General features: G+C 63.5%; 16 protein-coding genes. 1 reads left to right on the forward strand and 15 read right to left on the reverse strand.

Annotation, left to right across the window (positions count from 1 at the left end):
* Positions 1–10: 10 nt before the first annotated feature.
* From HPY55_01115 to HPY55_01185, 15 genes are all read right to left on the reverse strand, one after another.
* Complete coding sequence (locus HPY55_01115; protein NPV69230.1) at positions 11–487, reverse strand: PTS sugar transporter subunit IIB; 477 nt, start codon at positions 485–487, stop codon at positions 11–13.
* Between the two features lie 220 nt (positions 488–707).
* On the reverse strand, positions 708–1,652 hold the full coding sequence (locus HPY55_01120) for a sugar-binding transcriptional regulator (GenBank protein NPV69231.1): 945 nt from the start codon (positions 1,650–1,652) through the stop codon (positions 708–710).
* A gap of 139 nt (positions 1,653–1,791) precedes the next feature.
* Positions 1,792–2,706, reverse strand: a complete 915-nt coding sequence (locus HPY55_01125; GenBank protein ID NPV69232.1) for a TIM barrel protein — start codon at positions 2,704–2,706, stop codon at positions 1,792–1,794.
* A gap of 49 nt (positions 2,707–2,755) precedes the next feature.
* Positions 2,756–3,382, reverse strand: a complete 627-nt coding sequence (locus HPY55_01130; protein ID NPV69233.1) for a bifunctional 4-hydroxy-2-oxoglutarate aldolase/2-dehydro-3-deoxy-phosphogluconate aldolase — start codon at positions 3,380–3,382, stop codon at positions 2,756–2,758.
* A gap of 17 nt (positions 3,383–3,399) precedes the next feature.
* Positions 3,400–3,717 carry a hypothetical protein gene (locus HPY55_01135; protein ID NPV69234.1) on the reverse strand — a complete coding sequence of 106 codons (318 nt, stop codon included), beginning with the start codon at positions 3,715–3,717 and terminating at the stop codon, positions 3,400–3,402.
* The gene (locus HPY55_01140) at positions 3,707–4,480 is read right to left on the reverse strand and encodes an SDR family oxidoreductase (GenBank protein NPV69235.1); all 774 of its coding nucleotides are present in this window, start codon (positions 4,478–4,480) and stop codon (positions 3,707–3,709) included. The genes HPY55_01135 and HPY55_01140 overlap by 11 nt, the downstream gene beginning before the upstream one ends.
* 48 nt (positions 4,481–4,528) lie before the next feature.
* Entirely contained in the window at positions 4,529–5,572 is a 1,044-nt protein-coding gene (locus HPY55_01145) for an alcohol dehydrogenase catalytic domain-containing protein (protein ID NPV69236.1), read from the reverse strand.
* 31 nt (positions 5,573–5,603) lie between these two features.
* Entirely contained in the window at positions 5,604–6,668 is a 1,065-nt protein-coding gene (locus tag HPY55_01150) for an Ldh family oxidoreductase (protein ID NPV69237.1), read from the reverse strand.
* A 102-nt stretch (positions 6,669–6,770) separates the two neighbouring features.
* A complete protein-coding gene (locus HPY55_01155; protein ID NPV69238.1) occupies positions 6,771–8,102 on the reverse strand; it encodes a PTS galactitol transporter subunit IIC in 1,332 nt (443 codons plus the stop codon).
* Positions 8,099–8,398, reverse strand: a complete 300-nt coding sequence (locus HPY55_01160; protein ID NPV69239.1) for a PTS sugar transporter subunit IIB — start codon at positions 8,396–8,398, stop codon at positions 8,099–8,101. Before HPY55_01160 ends, HPY55_01155 begins: the two co-directional genes overlap by 4 nt.
* 1 nt (position 8,399) lies before the next feature.
* Positions 8,400–8,897 (reverse strand): PTS sugar transporter subunit IIA, encoded by a 498-nt coding sequence (locus tag HPY55_01165; GenBank protein NPV69240.1) that lies wholly within the window; start codon positions 8,895–8,897, stop codon positions 8,400–8,402.
* On the reverse strand, positions 8,894–9,571 hold the full coding sequence (locus tag HPY55_01170; protein NPV69241.1) for a class II aldolase/adducin family protein: 678 nt from the start codon (positions 9,569–9,571) through the stop codon (positions 8,894–8,896). The genes HPY55_01165 and HPY55_01170 overlap by 4 nt, the downstream gene beginning before the upstream one ends.
* Before the next feature lie 40 nt (positions 9,572–9,611).
* Entirely contained in the window at positions 9,612–12,452 is a 2,841-nt protein-coding gene (locus tag HPY55_01175; GenBank protein NPV69242.1) for a sigma 54-interacting transcriptional regulator, read from the reverse strand.
* 498 nt (positions 12,453–12,950) lie between these two features.
* Entirely contained in the window at positions 12,951–13,772 is an 822-nt protein-coding gene (locus tag HPY55_01180; protein ID NPV69243.1) for a phosphoenolpyruvate hydrolase family protein, read from the reverse strand.
* On the reverse strand, positions 13,769–14,995 hold the full coding sequence (locus HPY55_01185; GenBank protein ID NPV69244.1) for a Tm-1-like ATP-binding domain-containing protein: 1,227 nt from the start codon (positions 14,993–14,995) through the stop codon (positions 13,769–13,771). The genes HPY55_01180 and HPY55_01185 overlap by 4 nt, the downstream gene beginning before the upstream one ends.
* 208 nt (positions 14,996–15,203) lie before the next feature.
* On the opposite strand from HPY55_01185, the gene HPY55_01190 reads away from it, so the two are divergent.
* On the forward strand, positions 15,204–17,045 hold the full coding sequence (locus HPY55_01190; protein ID NPV69245.1) for a sigma 54-interacting transcriptional regulator: 1,842 nt from the start codon (positions 15,204–15,206) through the stop codon (positions 17,043–17,045).
* Positions 17,046–17,089: the final 44 nt, after the last annotated feature.

The raw sequence follows: 17,089 nt of genomic DNA on the forward strand, positions 1-17,089 counted from the left end.
TCTTCACCTGCTACTTGATCACTGCGCTGAGCGCCGTCCCTCTTTCGTCTGGCACGATCCTGAATACCACCTCCACACCCGAGGCCTGAATCTCTTTGAGCAGTTCCACCTCCTCCGGTGACGCCGATACGTTGCGGAACAGTTGCTTCCGCCCCGGGCGGGCGCCCATCCCGCCCACGTTCAAGCACTCGATCTTGACGCCCGCTCTCACGAGCGCCGCAGCATTCCGGGGGTTTTTGACTAGAACGGTTGTCCTGGGGTTCTGAGCTTCAGGCGCGGACAGGATCCCAACGGAGTCACTCACCGAATAGACCTCAACCTTGACCCCGGGGGGAGCGGCAAGCCGCATCACTTTCTGAAGGAATGAGTCCTCTGCTACGTCGTCATCCGCAATGACGATCCGGTTGGTGCCGAGAGTCTTGCACCACACGGCCATAACCTGACCGTGAACCAGCCTGTCGTCGATGCGCACTAAACCGAATCCCATAGGTCACCTTCCTTGTGACATTTGTCAATAACAAATGTTACGCCTATGCGATTCGCCGCTCCGGGCTAAATCCCTCTTTATCACCGCTGGAAATGTAATGGATGCAAACCGTGGGCCCGGGGAAACGGTAGGGAGGAGTCGTGGACTGTGGGATGAGTGTCTCGAGACACGCCCGAAGGCGGACTGCAGGTACTAGACGAGGGCCTGGGCTGGCGCCACGTCAGCAGTCCTGATGAAGAATGGCCCGGGCAGTTGGTTCGTCAACAATCAGGGTATCGAGCCACCTACCGCGAAGCGCTGCGAGTATGGCATCCGCCTTATAGGTGCCGCCGGCTACCCCGACGACGCGTTTGGCCGACCGGATCTGTTCGGGCGTCACGCCGACCAAATAGTCGCTTCGGGGGAACTCAATTCCGCGCCCATTCGGATCGAGGAGCCTGAGACACAGGTCGGCTACCGGCCTCACAGAGGAATAGCGTTGCGCCGCCTCAATATCTTTCGAATACAAGGGATCCCATGGTATCGAGGTACTCCCGACGCCAATCAATATCCAATCGAGATTGTCCCAGTGCCGGACAACCTCCTCAATCTCGGGCAGATCCATCAACGCCCTGTAAGCTTCAAGGGTCAGAACCTTCGCGGGCGCGTGCAGGAAAAAGCATCTCCCGCCGAGGCGCTGGGCGGCAAACCGGCACATCTCGTTGACCTGGAATTCACTCAGGTCGCTACCCTCGCCCCCGCAGAGCGGGACCACTGTTACGTTCATGTGCCGTCTCGGTTCGAGATGGGTCACAGTCTGGTAGACCGTGCGCCCTCGGCCTATCCCAAGGGTTTCGCCGGAGTTCAGACGATCTTCGAGATAGCGCGCAGCCCACGAGCCAATTTTCATGGTCAACAGAGTGCGGTCATCTGTCGTGACGGGGACCACGACTGCTTCAGACAGGCCGTATCTTGCGGCCAGTTCGGCTCCCGTTTCGCCGGCCCGGGATACGGGGTGGCTAACGGAAATCCGGACAATACCCTGTTTTCTTGCCGCAGTCAGCAGTAGTGACACCTTCGGTCGCGATACGCCGAGCTTTTCGGCTATCTCGTGCTGGGTAAGGTCCAGTTCGTAGTAGAGCTCCGCAGCCTGCACCATGAGATTCAGTTCTGTCGCATCATCCATATGCTCACCGTTTTCCAATCCTTGATGTATGCTGCCTTTCGGCGTCCGCCAATTATGATCTGACATTACCACAGGCGTCAAGACGTTTCAATTGCGGCGGCCCGGCGTTGAGGGGCCTGGCAATCCTCGCCGCGACCGGTTATTCCAGCATCGCGAGGGCAGTCTCGAGAACACGCTTGGACCCCGCCACCACAAGGTCCGGATCCTCGCCCACCATCGGTTTCACCTCAAACGACACGGGGCGCCTGGTACCATTCCTGAGATACCCCACACGGCGGAGAAGGTCCAGGAACTCCGCAACCTCCGTGGGGCCGATCTCCCCTCCCTCGACCCCGAACCTGGGGTGCTGGTCACCGTATGCGGGGTGGGACCGGTCCCTGATGACGCAGTTGCCTATGTGAACGTGTACTGTGAACTGTCCGGCGGTCCGGACGCACTCCTCCACGGTCTCGCGCTGCTGGGGGATGTGGCTGAGGTCGATCATCAGCCCGAACCACGGGTAGTCCCGCCGGAGATCCCCCACCAGGCGGGCCGCGTCGGCAGTCGACCCGACCAGTCGCTTCTTGTCCACCTCCCTGTCGAAAACCTCCAGGGCCACGGTGAGCCCCCCACGTCGTCCGGCGTATTCGCATATCTCCACCAGTGATTGCTTGAGGAGGATCAGCGCCTCCTCGCGGGCGCCGGGCATGTCCGGCCCGCTCAGGATACCGATGAACCTTGCGCCAAGCTCCAGCGCCTCGTCCACGCACGACTTGACCGCGGCGATGGCGCGCGCCCGCTCTTCGCCATCAGTCGAGTTCAGGTTCAGCTTCCGTCCCAACAGGACAGGCTGAGCGCCGTATCCAACCCTCATCCCCGCGATCCGAAGGTCATGAGCCACCTTCTTTCTCATCACCGGGTCGTCAATGTGAGTCACCTCGATGCACGAGAAAAACTCGTCCGCCGCGACCTTCTGTATCGTCTCGTAGAACCAGTCCTTCCCCACTACGGTCTCGGGGTAGGCCATACTGTGAACGATCCCGGGTTCCATGAGCCCCCTGAAGCCTCCCGCCATCGTACATCCGCCCCCGTCGCGGCCACCGGCGAGTCGCCGCCGGCAGCCTTCAATCAGCTTTCAAGGACGATACAACCCTCTGAGCAAGGGCCATGATCCTGGGCCAATCCTTGCTCTGGACAGCCTCCTTCGGAACCAGCGAGCCGCCCATCCCGACCGCAAACGCACCGGCGCGAACGAACTCGCCGGCGTTGTCCGCCGTTATGCCGCCCGTGGCGACCAACCTTATATGCGGCAGCGGGCCTTTCATCTCGCGGAAAAACGCGGGCCCCACGACGCTAGCCGGAAACACCTTGACCGCGTCCGCACCCCACCTGGCAGCCATGAGGACCTCCGTCGGGGTCATGGCCCCGGGGATGCACGCAGCGCCCATCATCCTGGCGGCGCGAACCACCCGCTCGTGGGCGTTGGGCGCGACGATGAACCGGGCGCCTCGCTCGACGGCCGTGGCCACCTGTGACTCGACGAGCACCGTGCCCGCGCCGCACACCACCCCAGGCATCCTCGCGACGGCCTGTATCGACTCAGCGGCGCCGGGCGAGTTGAAGGTTACCTCGATCAGCTTTACTCCTCCACCCGCAAGCGCCTCTGCGACCGCCACTGACGCCTCGGGATCGAATCCTCTTATGATGGCGATGACCTTCGACTCTCCCAACAACTCCAGCACATCGGTCACCCTGAACACCTCCCGGGTCATACCCGCTTTTCCGCGAGACAGCAACCCTCATCACAGCACCTTCTGAGGAGCGCCTCCACCTCGCCCTCGGCCATCATACCCATATACGCTTTCGGAAGCACAAGGACGCGCGCCCTGGTATCCGCGAGCACCGGCGACGGTGAGATGATGAGGTTCGAGGGCGAGTCCCAGTACCCAAAGGAGGCAAACTCCGCCTCTATCGCTCTGGTAGACCCTAGCCCCAGCCGCGCCAGGCAATGGGCCACCATGACGGCCACCGCGTGGGCGCGCGAGCTGCAGCACCCTTGGAGCACCACGACCGCGCTATACCCCAAGCGTATACCCACCGTCCACCGGAAGGATCGCCCCGGTGATGTAGGCAGCCTTCTCCGAAGCCAGGAACAGGATGGCCTCAGCGACTTCTTCGGGGGACGCCATCCTCTTTAGCGGTATCTTCTGGACCCTCTGCCTCTCCCTCTCACCCTCCTCGGGGTCGGCCAGCCTGGCCGCGATGCGCTCCGTGAGGGTCAGGCCCGGAGACACGGCGTTCGCCCTGATGCCGTAAGCAGCCATCTCCGCCGCCAGAGCCTTGGTCAGGACGTGCACGGCCCCTTTGGAGGTCGAGTAGTGCGCCCTCCCTGCCTTGGGGGCGATCCCCGCCGAGGAACCCACGTTGACGATCGCGCCGCGCCTGGAGGCGGATATCATCGCCCTGGCGAACGCCCGGGAGCAATAGAAGACCCCCGAGAGATTGACTCGCAAGGCGGCCTCCCAGGTCTCGTCGTCGATATCCGCGAACGGGATCCTCTGGGTCATCCCGCCCGCATTGTTCACTAGAACGTCCGGGATCCCCATCTCCGAGACGACGGCCGCGGCGACCGCCTGCACAGCGCGGGGGTCCCCGACGTCGCACGGGTACCCCCTGGCCGTACGGCCCGTCGTCTTGCACATCTCGCGTGCGACCTCGCCCAACCTCGCCGCGTCGCGGGCAAGCATCGCCACCGCCGCGCCCTCCTCCGCGAACCGGCGGGCGACCGCGTAACCTATCCCGCGGCTCGCCCCCGTGATCACTACCACCCGCCCAGCGAATCCACCCATAAGGTCACCCCCGAAATCCCATCCGCGCGGCGCACCGCTGCTGACTCGTCATGCGTGTGGGTGTACCACCACTTTCAGGCCCACAGCCCTTTCTACCATGGAGAACCCCTCCAGGACGTCGTCCAGGGGGGGTTGCGCGGTGATGAGGCTCGACACGTCGACGATCCCCGCGGCGAGGAACCTGATTGTCTCGTCGTACTGGTTCGGGCCGGACCCGTTGGCCCCGAACAGGGCGAGCTGCTTGTAGTGGATGAGGTTCGTGTCGAGCAGCGCCTCGGAGCGCCCATGAGGCAGCCCGGCAAAGAAGCTCACCCTCCCGCCCCTCCCCGCGATGTGAAGGGCCTGAGCCTGGGTCGCTCCGACGCCGCACGCCACTATGACCACGTCGAACCCCCTGTTCCCCGTCATCACCTTCGTAACCGCGACCGGGTCTTCGACCTGGGGGTCGACCACCCTGTCGACGGCGAAAGCCGCCGCGGTCTTACGCCTCTCCGCCGACTGCTCGAACATCACCACCATGCCTGCGCCACGCGCCCGCGCCTGCAGGGCGTGCATTACACCGATTGGCCCTGCGCCGATAATGCATACCGTGACCCCGGGCGTTATGCCCAGCAGCGCCTGACCGTTGTACACCGCTGTAAACGGTTCTATCAGACAGGCCTCCCTCAGACTCAGCCTTTCGGGAACCGCCCGGACGTTTCCCATCTCAACCGCTTCCGCGGGGATCCTCACGTACCCGGCGAAAGCGCCATCGTAGTCGAAACCAATGATCCGCCTGTTCTCGCACAGGTTCTGCAGGCCTTTCTGGCAGAGATAGCAGCGCCCGCACGATATGCCGGGCACCACCATCACGCGATCACCCTCCCTGAAGGAATGCACCCCCGGGCCCGCGCCTGCCACGGTCCCCGAGAATTCGTGGCCGATGACCCGCGGTCCCCTGATCCTGGGGTGCCCGTGCCTGTAGGTCCTCACGTCAGTGCCACACACCGAGCACGAGTCGACCTTGACCAGTATCTCACCGGCCCCTGCCTGCGGGACCGCCACCTCTTCAACCCGGGCGTCGTTCACGCCCCTGAACACCAGGGCCTTCAACTGGCCTTCACCCCTTTGGGCTTGCTGCAGGTCACAGCCCGAGGGCCGTGACCCTGATGCCCATCTCCCCCGCCTCTTTCTCGAGGTCCGCTACCACCTGCCGGGGCACCGGAATGCCATCGGCAAGCCGCCGCCTCTTCGTCTCTTCCTCGATTTCGCCCGGCAAAAGGACCCGTTCCGTCCCCTTCGCGGGGGGGCACGAACGTACCTTGGCAGCCACCGCCCGGACCGCCTCCTCGAAACACCCGTCCCCCGAGATTACCGCCGGGTTCACGGCCGCAAGGAGGAACCCCACGTTCTGCCCCCTGTCCATCCGGTGGTGCAGCGACCCAACGCCGTCGAGGCACCCCGCTCCGGAGAGCGCCCCCGCCAGGATGTCCACCATCAACGAGATCCCGTACCCCTTGTGGCCGCCTAGCGGGAGCAGCGCCCCTTTGAGCGCCTCCTCGGGATCGGTGGTGGACCTTCCCTCGGAATCGACGGCCCAGCCAGGGGGAATCGGCTCACCCCTGTCGCGGGCCAGGTAGATCTTCGACTTCGCCGCCGCACTGGTGGCCATGTCGAGGACGATAGGCGGCTGGTCCCCGGCGGGCACCGCGATCGACACGGGGTTCGTCCCCAGCAGGAAGACCCTGCCTCCCCACGGCGCCACACTCGGCGGGGCGTTGCACATGGTCACGCCTATCATGCCTTCCCCGGCGGCCATCATTGAATAGTAGAACGCGGCGCCGAAAGTGGTGTTGTTCCGGCAGAGGCACAGGTAGGCGCCCTTCTCACGGGCCTCTTCCACGGCTCGACGCATGGCGCGTACGGCGGTTATCGCGCCGAGCCCGTTGTCGCCATCGTACACCGCAAACGACGCACCCTCGCGCACGATAGCCACCCGTGGCCGCGGGTTGGTGGCGCCGGCCCTCAGGCGCTTGAGGTAGGTCGGCAGTACGGAAACGCCATGGGAGTCGACTCCACTGAGGTTCGCCTCGACGATGGTGTCGGCGACGGTTGCCGCGTCATCCGCACAGACGCCCGCGCCCACCAGCACTTCCTCGCAAACGCGTCTCAGCACCGGTTCGGGCGCCATCAGTATTTCAGACCCCACTCGAACACCCCCAAGGCAAGCCGGGGGCCGGCGCACAGCCGCTCCGAGGTCTCATGGCCGGCCCCACTCGCGTTTCTATCCCAGACTAACCCGCGTTCAGGCTCACTCCTTGCCGCCCTGGAACTGCGTCTTCAGCACCCAGAGTCCAAGCACGAGGAATCCAGCGAACACAAGAATGCCGGCGACGTTGCCCTTCGCCAGTTCGATGACTCCCCAGATGACCGGACTGGTCTTGAGCCAGGTGATCTCCGTCACGCCCTGCGGGAATTTCACCCCGACCTGGGCGGCGAGCGCGGTGAACGAGGGAGCCACGGCGCTGGCACCCCAGAGGCTGACAGCCAGGATGACCACCCCCAGGATCAGCGCGCGCACCATGTCGCCACCGACCAGCGCGACCGCCGGAGCCATGAGGCAGCCGAAATTGCCCAGGTCTCCGAACGGGAGCGTCGTATTGCCGGGTAGCGTTATGGAGAGCCCGATGAGCGCCGGGATCAGCAGCACGGCCGAGGTGATGGTCGTGGGGTGACCGGCGAGGACCGGCCAGTCGAGACCGATGTAGATCTCGCGCCCGGGGAACCGCCGCTTCATGAAATCCGCAGCGGCTTCGGACACAGGCATCAGGGCCTCCATGAAGATCGTGACCATCCTCGGCATGAGCAGCATGACCGATGCCACAGTGATACCCAGCTTGAGGATCTGGTCGAATTTGTAGCCGGCAAGCAGGCCGATGATGAGCCCCATGAGGAGCCCGATGATCATGTTCTCGCCGAGGAATCCTACCTTCTTCTGGATCGCTTCCGGATCCGCCTTGACCTTCTTGAGGCCGGGTATCCTGTCGAGGATGGCCGCCACCGGGGCTGCGGCGAGCAGCCAGGTGGCGCAGGCGTGGGGTACCGAAATCCCGGGTATACCGCTCAGCTCCTGAACCTTCCTGGCGGTAAGATCGCCGATCTTGAGTTCGATCACGATGAGTGCGATGGCAACGACGAACGACCACACCAGGTTACCGGTTATGCCGAGTACGACGGCGCCGGCGAACACCTTCTGCCACACATTCCAGAGGTCGACGTTGAGGCTCTTGGTGAATCCGACGGCGATCAGGAGAAGGTTCAGCAGGATCTGGAGCGGGAACATGATGGCGGCGTACGGCCACGCCCAGCTGATTGCGGAGGCCGCCGGCCAGCCCACGTCCATGGCGTTGAGGTGCAGGCCCGTGCGGTTGATCATCGCCTGCGCCGCAGGGGCGACCTGTCCCACAAGAAGCTGCCCCACAACCAGGTTAATACCGGTAAAGGCGATGCCCAGGGTCAGTCCAGCCCTGGCCGCGCGTCCCGGCTTCAGTCCGACGGTCAGGCCCAACAGGAATATGATCACGGGCAGGAAAACGTTCGCTCCCAAACCGACGATATACTTCACCACATCCAGAAGGGTCACTGGGATTCACCTCCGCGAAGTAGTCCTGCGATCTCGTCGAGAACCGCCTTTTCCCCCACCCCGGTCAGCAGCGGCACGCCGTTGACTACAGGTATCCCGGCGGGCGACTTGAGCCCCGGGGTGATCGACACTATGAGGTCCGCCTTGCCGATCTCGCCCTGCAATTCCCTGAACGCCAGCTGCTTGACTTCGACATCCACCCCCCTTTCCGCGCAACCCCTTCGGATTTTCTGAGCGCACACCGTCGAAGACGCGATCCCGGAGCCACACGGCACAAGAATGCGCCTCTTACCCACCTTAAACCGCCCCCTCTCGTGCTCCCCCTTGCCAGCCGCAAACGTACGGCTGGATGATACCGATCAGATCCCCCGGTTCACGGGCCCCCTTTATCTGGAGCAGCCGCTGCGGGTCGCTGAACATCCCCGTCAGCCTGGCCAGGAATTCGGCCTGCCGGCCTGCGTCCGTGAGGGCAAGCAGGAATACCACCCCCACGTCGACGCACTTGCAGTCGTCCCCCATCAGCCCGAATTTCACCGGCCTCGCCAGGGTTGCCGCGGCCATCGACGCCGAAAGGCAGTGAACTGCGTCGGCGTGGGGTATCGCAACCCCGACGGGGGTTGTAGGCAACCCCGTCGGAAACCGCTCCTCCCTGGATAACACCGCGGGCCCGAAACTCGGCTTGACGTATCCCCTCCTTTCCAGGAGCCTTGCGAGGGACAGGACAACCTCGGCCTTATCACGAGCCTCAAGGTTAATCAGAACTAGATCTTTTGTGACGTGCACTGCCGCGTTCATTTCCTCTCCACCTTTTGGCCGTAGATGGTTAGATATTTGTGCCTGAGCCGTTGCACTTCGCCCTCGCCCAGGACCCCGGGGGTTCCCAGCCCCACCGCGATGGCGTATATCCTGGCGGCGTTCTCGACCACCTCCGCCACCGTGTAGGCCTCATCGACAGACGAGCCCGTCGCCACGACCCAGTGGTTCCCCAGGAGGACGGCGGCGCGATCCCCCATCGCCTCCAGCGCCCTCCCCCCGAACTCCTCGCTCCCCGACGGGAAGTAAGGAGCCACGGACACCGCCCCACCGACCGCGCTCCCGAGGGTGGCGATGACGACGGGTATCTCCCGGCCCGCACAGGCGAACGCTGTGGCGTAGAGCGAATGCGTGTGGGCTATCCCCCACACCCCGGGTTTCCGCCTGTAGAAGATACAGTGGAGGGGCGTCTCCGTGCTCGGTTTCCACCTGCACTCGACGGGGGCGCCGTTTACGTCCACCACGCACATGTCGTCACCGGAGAGTTCCTCGTATGGCATGCCACTCGGCGTGATGACTACCAGGCCCGTGCCCGGGTCGCGCCCGCTGACGTTTCCCCACGTCGCCGGCGCCATCCCCGATCTCGACATCTTGAGAGCGACCTGGAGCACCCTCTCCCGCAGCGCTTTGAGACCGCCGGTAGGCCTGTGAGCCATGACGTTGAACCCCCCAATTCCAGGCTGCCGCAATCACCCTTTAGCCGAGGAGCGCCCGCGCAAACGAGGCCGGATCATCGGACGATTCGAGCGCCTTCCTTACGCGGTCGTCCGCAAACCGTTCGTACATCTCCACCACGGCGTCGAGGCACTCAGGGGTCAGGGCCATCAGCATGACGAATCTCGCCTGCTCGTTTCCCCAGGGACACGGCTTTGCGAGGCGTGCCGCCGCGACGGCCGGCCTCACGACGTACTGGACATCCCCGTGGGGGATCGCAACGCCGTAGCCGATGTACGTGGGTCCGATCATCTCTCGTTCCAACGCTGAAGCCGCGAATCCGGGCGTGACCAACCCCCGTTTCTCGAGCAGGCCGCTCAGATACCGAATTACCTCGTCCCGGTCCCCCCCATGAAGCCCCACGAAGATGAGGTCTTCGCGGATGAGGTCGCGCAGATCCGCGCCGGAGATCGCGGCCTTCAGTTCACTCATCCTGCGACCGGAGAGGACCTCCGATGCCGGGAAAAACCTTATCCCCGGTAGCTTCGGGTCCACGGATCCGACCGCGGCGACAACGTTCTCCAGCCCTACATTCCTCACCACATCGGGGACCTGGACGGGCGAACAGGGAATCAGAGTGACGCCGGCCTTATCGGCCTCGAAGACGCTCCGGAGTTCCCCCGCCAGCCTGTCCGCCAGGCCCCTGCCCGTGAGGCAGGTGACGAGCACCGTCTTCGCGCGGGGTTCGGAGCGCCTCGGCCTGTGTACAGCCACTCCCGGCTCTTTCCCCAGGGCGTCGGCGATGTCGTCCAGCGAAGCGCCGGCAGCCATAGCACGCCTGGTGGCTTCTATGGCAAAGGGTGACGTGAGAGGGGTTATCGTCCGCGTAGGTACGCCGGTTTTCTCCGAGATGACGTCGCCCATCGCAAGCACGCTTCCCATGTCGGCGAGGATCAGCACACCCGCGCCCTTGTCGGCGCGCCTGACGGCCTCGATCGCCCGCGGGAGGCCGTCCTGGGGGCTCTCATTGAGGTCGAGCTCAAATACCTCCACGCAGGAAGCGGGGAGCAGGGCCCGCGTAACCTCCGCAACAGCCGAGGCGACCTTGCCGTGGCTCATGAGGACGACTCCCACAGCCGGGGAATCATCCTGGTCAGAGAACGACGACCTCAGGTACATGGCCACGAAGGCGCGCTCGTCCTCCGAGAGGAAAACCCCCGTGGCGCACTCCACGGCCTCAAGGAGTTGCCCGGCGAGGCGGTACTCCTCGGGATACTGGGCCTTGACCTCCTGCATCTTGGGGTTAGGCACCGGCCTTCCCTCGCGCACCCTCTCGGTCGAGGCGCTGAGGTGAATGGCCAGGCAGGCCACCAGCGACTCATCCCATGGCCCGCGGCCCGCCCTCTCCTGGGCAAGGAACCCCTGCACGGCCTGCAGCACAACCGGGTCCACCATGCGCGAAAGCTCGAGGGCCTTCATGGTGCCGCTCCTCAACCCCGCGGCCCTGATGTGTTTCCGTATCATTCCTTCGAGTTCCCGGCCGATCGCCTCAGGTATAGCGGAGCGGTCGCTCCCCTGCCTTTCAAGCTCCCTCGTCCGTTCCTCGATCCACTCGTAGATGTTCGCCGGAAGGGAATAGGCGTCTGCCCTGGACGCGCCGCCCTCCTCACCGGCCGGTGTAATAATGAGATCCTGGTTGACGTAACGTGGCAGCCCCAGATGGGCTTCCGTCCTCACGAACAGGCCCCTGGCGACGTGCGGCGCCAGATCCTCGACCTGGATTACGACCATCTCGCCATCGTCCGAGGTCAGGGCGCGCAGGAAAGCGCGCGCGCACGCAACCTGTGTGTCGGATTTCATCTGTCCGGCGTTCCCCGGACAGTGGTAGTTCAGGAACGCCTGGACCGCGCCGCCGCTCACCCTGACCGGCCGGTTCAGCTTCGCGGATTCCTGCTTGAAGAACGCACGGAGCATGTCCATCCGCTCGGCGATAGGCCGTTCGTTCAGCCCAGGTATCCTGATAACCACAGGTATCCGTCTTACAAAGGCCTCCAGCAGCGACGAGCCGGGGTCGGCGCACGTAGCGCCTATCAGCATGAACTCGGAGTTGTACTCCTGCCCCGTCTCGCCGAGGCGCCGGAACGTGCCCCTGTCTAGCAGCGTGAACAGCATCTCCTGTCCCTGCGGGGGCATCCTGTGGATCTCGTCGAGGAAGAGCACTCCGCCGTCCGCGATCTCAACGAGACCACGCCTGTCTTCGGTCGCGCCCGTGTACGCCCCTTTGACCTGCCCGAAGAGGTGACTCATCAGCAGTTGAGGGTTATCCGCGTAGTCGGCGCAGTTCATCACCACGAACGGAGACCCGGCGGGAAGCACGCCCACGCGGACGCCGTACCTGTACATGCGGGTGGCAAGCTCGCTCTTGCCCGACCCCGTCGGGCCCAGGATCAGGGTGTTCAGACTCCTGGGAGGGTACATGACGGCTGCCTTGGCGAGCTGGATGCAGGACTTGAGGCTACCGGAGGCGCCGACCAGATCCTCGAAATCATCGCCGCTTCCGGAACCGCCAGAGTACCCGCGCGACACCGCCCTTGCCACGACCCCTCTTATGCTCGTGTGGCTCACGCGGAACCCTCCGGAGCGGAGCCTCCTCGCCAGCTCCCTTCCCGAGACCCCCTGCCCATCGATGGCCCCATGAACGACCCGCGCGATGCCGCGCGCGCGCCGCTCGCGGGAGTTGGGTATGTTCAGCCTCAACCTTATATCGGTCACGGTCGAACGTGGCAGCCCGATCATCCGCGCGATCTCCAGGTCGGAGAGCGGCGAAGCTGGGTCCTCACCCCTGATCAGGGAGCGCATCTTCTCTTCCGCGCTTTTGTTCACAGGCAACACCACCCCTTTGTCGTGCAATAGCCGTGCCATGCGCTGAATCCCGGCGCACGCAGGGCTTCCCCGCCTGCGGTCGACATTGCCGGTCGGGAGGTCGGCATTGCCGGCTCTTCTGCGGCACTGTGCTTCATCCCGGTAATGAACCAGGTACAGGAATAACCCCCAGGCTAACCAGGAGTATTAAGTCGTCTCGAGTCAACACGCGTCAAGGGACCATTCGCGACACACCGAGTTCGGGGAAAGGAGTCATTGACGGGTTCGCTTGTAGGAAATTTGCATGGCGGGGATTGAAGGCGAAGTCGAATGAATCCATGGGTCGAATAACCGCGTGGAGCAGCTCATTTCAGGGCAACATGCTGTGGACGACAACAGCCCCGAGCAGGCCTGCTGCTGTGGCCGACAACAGGTTGGAAGTCCCATGAGCACACTCTTGCCGCGGAAAACGTCGACGATGTCCGGCCCGGGGCCATGCCGGCGTACACTGAACCCCGATCAGACCCTGATCGATTTGAACCTCCTCACCTGTTCGGTGATAGCCAGCTCGGCCGGCAGGCGTTCCATCGACGACGCGCCAAAGAACCCGACAACATCGTGGGTCCTGGACAGCACGTACTGGGCGTCGTCGGGTTCGGCTATCGGGCCGCCGTGGCACAGCACCATAACGTCCGGGTTGACCGCTTTGGCCGCGTCGCACATGGCCTGTACCCGCTTCACCGATTCATCCAGCGTTATCGCCGTCTTAGCGCCGATACTCCCCTTCGTCGTGAGTCCCATGTGCGGAACGACGACGTCAGCCCCCGCACGCGCCATCTTATCTGCGTCAGTGGGGGTGAAAACATACGGGCAAGTGAGGAGGTCCATCTCGTGGGCGAGCTGGACCATTTTCACCTCGAGATCGAAGCCCATGCCCGTTTCCTCGAGATTCTGGCGGAACACCCCGTCAAACAGGCCGACGGTGGGGAAGTTCTGAACCCCCGTAAAGCCGGCGTCCTTTACCTCCCGGAGAAACACCCGCATCAGGCGGAACGGGTCTGTCCCGCACACGCCCGCCAGGACCGGCGTCCGCTGTACTATCGGGAGAACCTCCCTACCCATTTCCAGTACGATAGCGTTAGCGTCGCCGTACGGGAGAAGGCCGGCGAGCGAACCCCGTCCAGCCATCCTGTACCTGCCCGAGTTGTAGATGATGATGATGTCGGCCCCTCCCACTTCGGCGCACTTCGCGGAGATTCCGGTGCCCGCACCCGCGCCGATGATGGGCTTTCCCGAGCTAATCTGCCTTCTCAAGGACTCCAGGGCTTCCTGCCTCGTCATCTGTTTCCCACCTCCTGTCGGCCTATAAAATCCAGAAGCATCGACGCAACCTGGTCGGCGAACTCAGGGGCGTTTATGTGATAATCCATCTCGACCAGGCGCGCCGGCGGTTTCACGCTCCTCCGGAGCGCATTGAACAATGCCTCGTTGGAATCGGGTGCGTAGAACGGCTTGCCCGGCGCGTCGATAGCGGACACGCCCTTCAATGGGACAATCACCACGGTTGGGCCTTTGGCGGCGCTTACCTTGCTTCCGATGATCTCGCCGATCTTTGCAGCCTCTTCGGGAGTAGTCCTCATCAGCGTTACTGTCGGGTTGTGGACGTACAGGTTCCTGTGCTTGTAGTGATCTGGGACAGTGTCCATCGGCCCGAAGTTGCACATGTCCAGAGCCCCTGGGACAACCACCTGGGGGATGCCTTTCTTCGCGGCGGCATCGAGCCTGGTGGGGCCGGCGGACAACACCCCGCCGCAGACCTCGTCGACCCACTCGGTGGTCGTTATGTCGGCCACGGCTGAAATAAACCCGTCTTCGATGAGGCCTTCCATGGCCTGGCCCCCAGTCCCTGTCGCGTGGAAAACGAGCACCTCGTACCCGTTCTGCTCGAGGGCCTGCCTCACGCGGGTCACGCACGGAGTCGTCACACCGAACATCGTCGCGCCGATCAGCGGCTTATCCTCCGTGGGGGGGACCTGCGTCTCCACCATGCCGCACACAGCCCCGGCCGCATTGGCGATCACCTTCCGCGACAGCCGGTTGAGGCCTGCGATGTCCACGATGGAGTAGGTCATGGTGAGGTCCTTGGTGCCCACGTACGGCCTCGTATTCCCCGAGGCCAGCGTCGACACCATCACTTTGGGAACGCCTGCAGGCAGAAGGCGCATTGCGGTGGTGCCGATCGTGGTTCCCGCGGATCCGCCGAGGCTCACCACGCCGTCGATCCTGCCCTGATCGTAAAGGCCTCGCACCACATTCGCGGCGCCCTCGGCCATTACGGTGATCGCGTGCCCCCTGTCGTTCCTGGCAACGAGGTCCGCGATGTTCGAATCCCCCGCATTCGCCACTTCGTCACGAGTCACATCCGGTGTGAAGTGGGGCGGGCCCAGGACGCCGGCATCGATGACTATGCACCTGTGCCCTCTCGCCTCGATCTGCTGTTTGAGGAACTCGAATTCGGGCCCCTTAGTATCCAGCGTGCCGACTACTGCCACGGTCTTGGCCATCCCGCACACCTCCAGGAAGGAATTGGGTCGCCAGCTGTATAATGCAATCGCTGTGCCCGTATGACGCGGAGCCCGCGCGAGCCGTTGAACTGCGCATCAGTGTCCGGACGAGAAGCGGGACGCCTTTCTTTGAGAAGATCTCTTCCCATTGAGTGTGAAAGGCGAGTACTACCTTTCCCACCCCGTGCACAGGCCAGGGGGTCTGTCTATGATGGGTACGGTGGCTGACCTGGACCGAGAAGCGATCGTTACGCAACTTGAGCTTGTGGTGAGAACTGGACGGCCCATCATAGGCGCCGGTGTAGGAAACGGGTTTGCCGCTAGACACGCTCAGGAAGGCGGCGCCGACATCATCTTCCTCTTTAACTCAGGACGATTCAGAATGGCAGGAGTAACCTCGCTAGCAGGCTATCTTCCGTACACGAATGCGAATCAACAGGTTATGGATTTCGGGGTCCGCGAGGTACTCCCGCGAGTGAAAGGTATCCCTGTTGTGTTCGGGGCGTGCGCGAGCGACCCCTCCCTCTCCCACGCCGAGTTGCTCAAGCGGCTACAGGATGCCGGGTTCCACGGCGTCATCAACTTTCCGACGATGTGCATCATGGACGGCGCCTTCAGGGAAATGGCGGAGGAAGAGGGTCTGGGGTTCCAGCGGGAGGTCGAAATGATCGACCTCGCGAGGCGACGCGGGCTCTTCACGGTCGCATTCGCCCAGACCCCGGAGGAAGCCCGCGCCATGGTGAAAGCCGGCGCAGACGTCCTTTGCGTTCATTTTGGTTTCACCCACTCGGGTGAGGGCGGATTGAGAACCTGCATTCCCATGGACAAGGCCATAGCGCTGTACCAGAAGGTGGTCGAGTCGACCCAGGGGATCCGGACCGGCCTGGTCTACATGGCATACGGAGGGCCGCTCGCCGACTCGCACAGCATTCGGGAATTCACCCAGTCGGTGAAAGTGCATGGTTATGGAGGTGGTTCGAGCATTGACAGCATTTTCGTCCGGAGAACCATAAGTGGCACGACTCAGTTACTAAAGAACATCGTCCATGACGAAGTGAACGGCCCTGGCGACCTGGTCGGCAGTTCGCCCCCTATGAAGCAGGTCTACGAGGTAATCCGGAAGGTCGCTCCCAGCGATGTCACCGTCCTGGTAACCGGCGAAAGCGGGACCGGAAAGGAACTCGCGGTGGAGGCCATCCACAGCCTGAGCCACCGCAGGAATAAACCCCTCCTCAAGATCAACTGCGCCAACCTGCCCGAGCAGCTGCTCGAGAGCGAATTGTTTGGCCACGAGGCGGGCGCTTTCACCGGCGCGGTGCGTAGTCGCGTGGGCAGGTTCGAGCAGGCCAACGGGGGAACCCTCGTCCTCGACGAGATCGGCGAACTGCCACTGGCGATGCAGCCCAAGCTGCTTCGCGCCATCTGGCGACAGGAGTTCGAGCGGATCGGCGGAAACCGGACCATCAAGGTTGACGTTCGCATCATTGCCTGCACCAACCGGGACCTGGCGGCGATGGTACGGGAAGGAAAGTTCAGGGAGGACCTGTTCTGGCGCCTTAACGTCGTCAACATAAACATGCCCCCGCTCAGGGTGCGGCCATCGGACATACCGCTGCTGGTCCCGAGGCTTGTGGAAAGACTGTGCGCGCGGTTGGGCAGGGCGGTGCCACACGTCGATCCGGCGTTGGTGGCTGAGCTCTCGCGACACCAGTGGCCCGGCAACGTCAGGGAGATTGAGAACTTCCTCCAGCGGCTGCTGGTTCTTTCAAGCGGTGACACGCTGACCCTGAACTCGTTGACCCCCGAGCTATCGAATTCAGGCGCTGTGATTACGGGTGCGTACGCCGTTCCCAGGCCCAGTGGCGGTCTCCAGCCAGCGTCGATCCAGGAGGCCAGGGACGAATGGGAGTCCGCGACGATACTCGACGCCCTACGGCGCTGCGCGTATAACCGTACCGACACGGCGAGGCTCCTCGGCATAAGCAGGCGTACCCTGTACAATAAACTCAAGAGGCTCGGGATGACTCCCGGGCAGAACCGCCAGCAGTGACGGAGTCTCCGAGCCTCCAAAGTTGAGGTGCGGCAGGGGTGGTA

This window comes from Bacillota bacterium, assembly GCA_013178305.1.
In the GTDB taxonomy this organism is placed as follows: domain Bacteria; phylum Bacillota; class Sulfobacillia; order JABLXB01; family JABLXB01; genus JABLXB01.

Bases quoted from the DNA above. Each gene is read 5' to 3' on its own strand.
- HPY55_01190 (NPV69245.1), top strand. From the start codon at position 15,204: ATGATGGGTACGGTGGCTGACCTGGACCGAGAAGCGATCGTTACGCAA.
- HPY55_01170 (NPV69241.1), bottom strand. From the start codon at position 9,571: ATGGCTCACAGGCCTACCGGCGGTCTCAAAGCGCTGCGGGAGAGGGTG.
- HPY55_01120 (NPV69231.1), bottom strand. From the start codon at position 1,652: ATGGATGATGCGACAGAACTGAATCTCATGGTGCAGGCTGCGGAGCTC.
- HPY55_01185 (NPV69244.1), bottom strand. From the start codon at position 14,995: ATGGCCAAGACCGTGGCAGTAGTCGGCACGCTGGATACTAAGGGGCCC.
- HPY55_01115 (NPV69230.1), bottom strand. From the start codon at position 487: ATGGGATTCGGTTTAGTGCGCATCGACGACAGGCTGGTTCACGGTCAG.
- HPY55_01125 (NPV69232.1), bottom strand. From the start codon at position 2,706: ATGGCGGGAGGCTTCAGGGGGCTCATGGAACCCGGGATCGTTCACAGT.
- HPY55_01180 (NPV69243.1), bottom strand. From the start codon at position 13,772: ATGACGAGGCAGGAAGCCCTGGAGTCCTTGAGAAGGCAGATTAGCTCG.
- HPY55_01140 (NPV69235.1), bottom strand. From the start codon at position 4,480: ATGGGTGGATTCGCTGGGCGGGTGGTAGTGATCACGGGGGCGAGCCGC.
- HPY55_01165 (NPV69240.1), bottom strand. From the start codon at position 8,897: ATGAACGCGGCAGTGCACGTCACAAAAGATCTAGTTCTGATTAACCTT.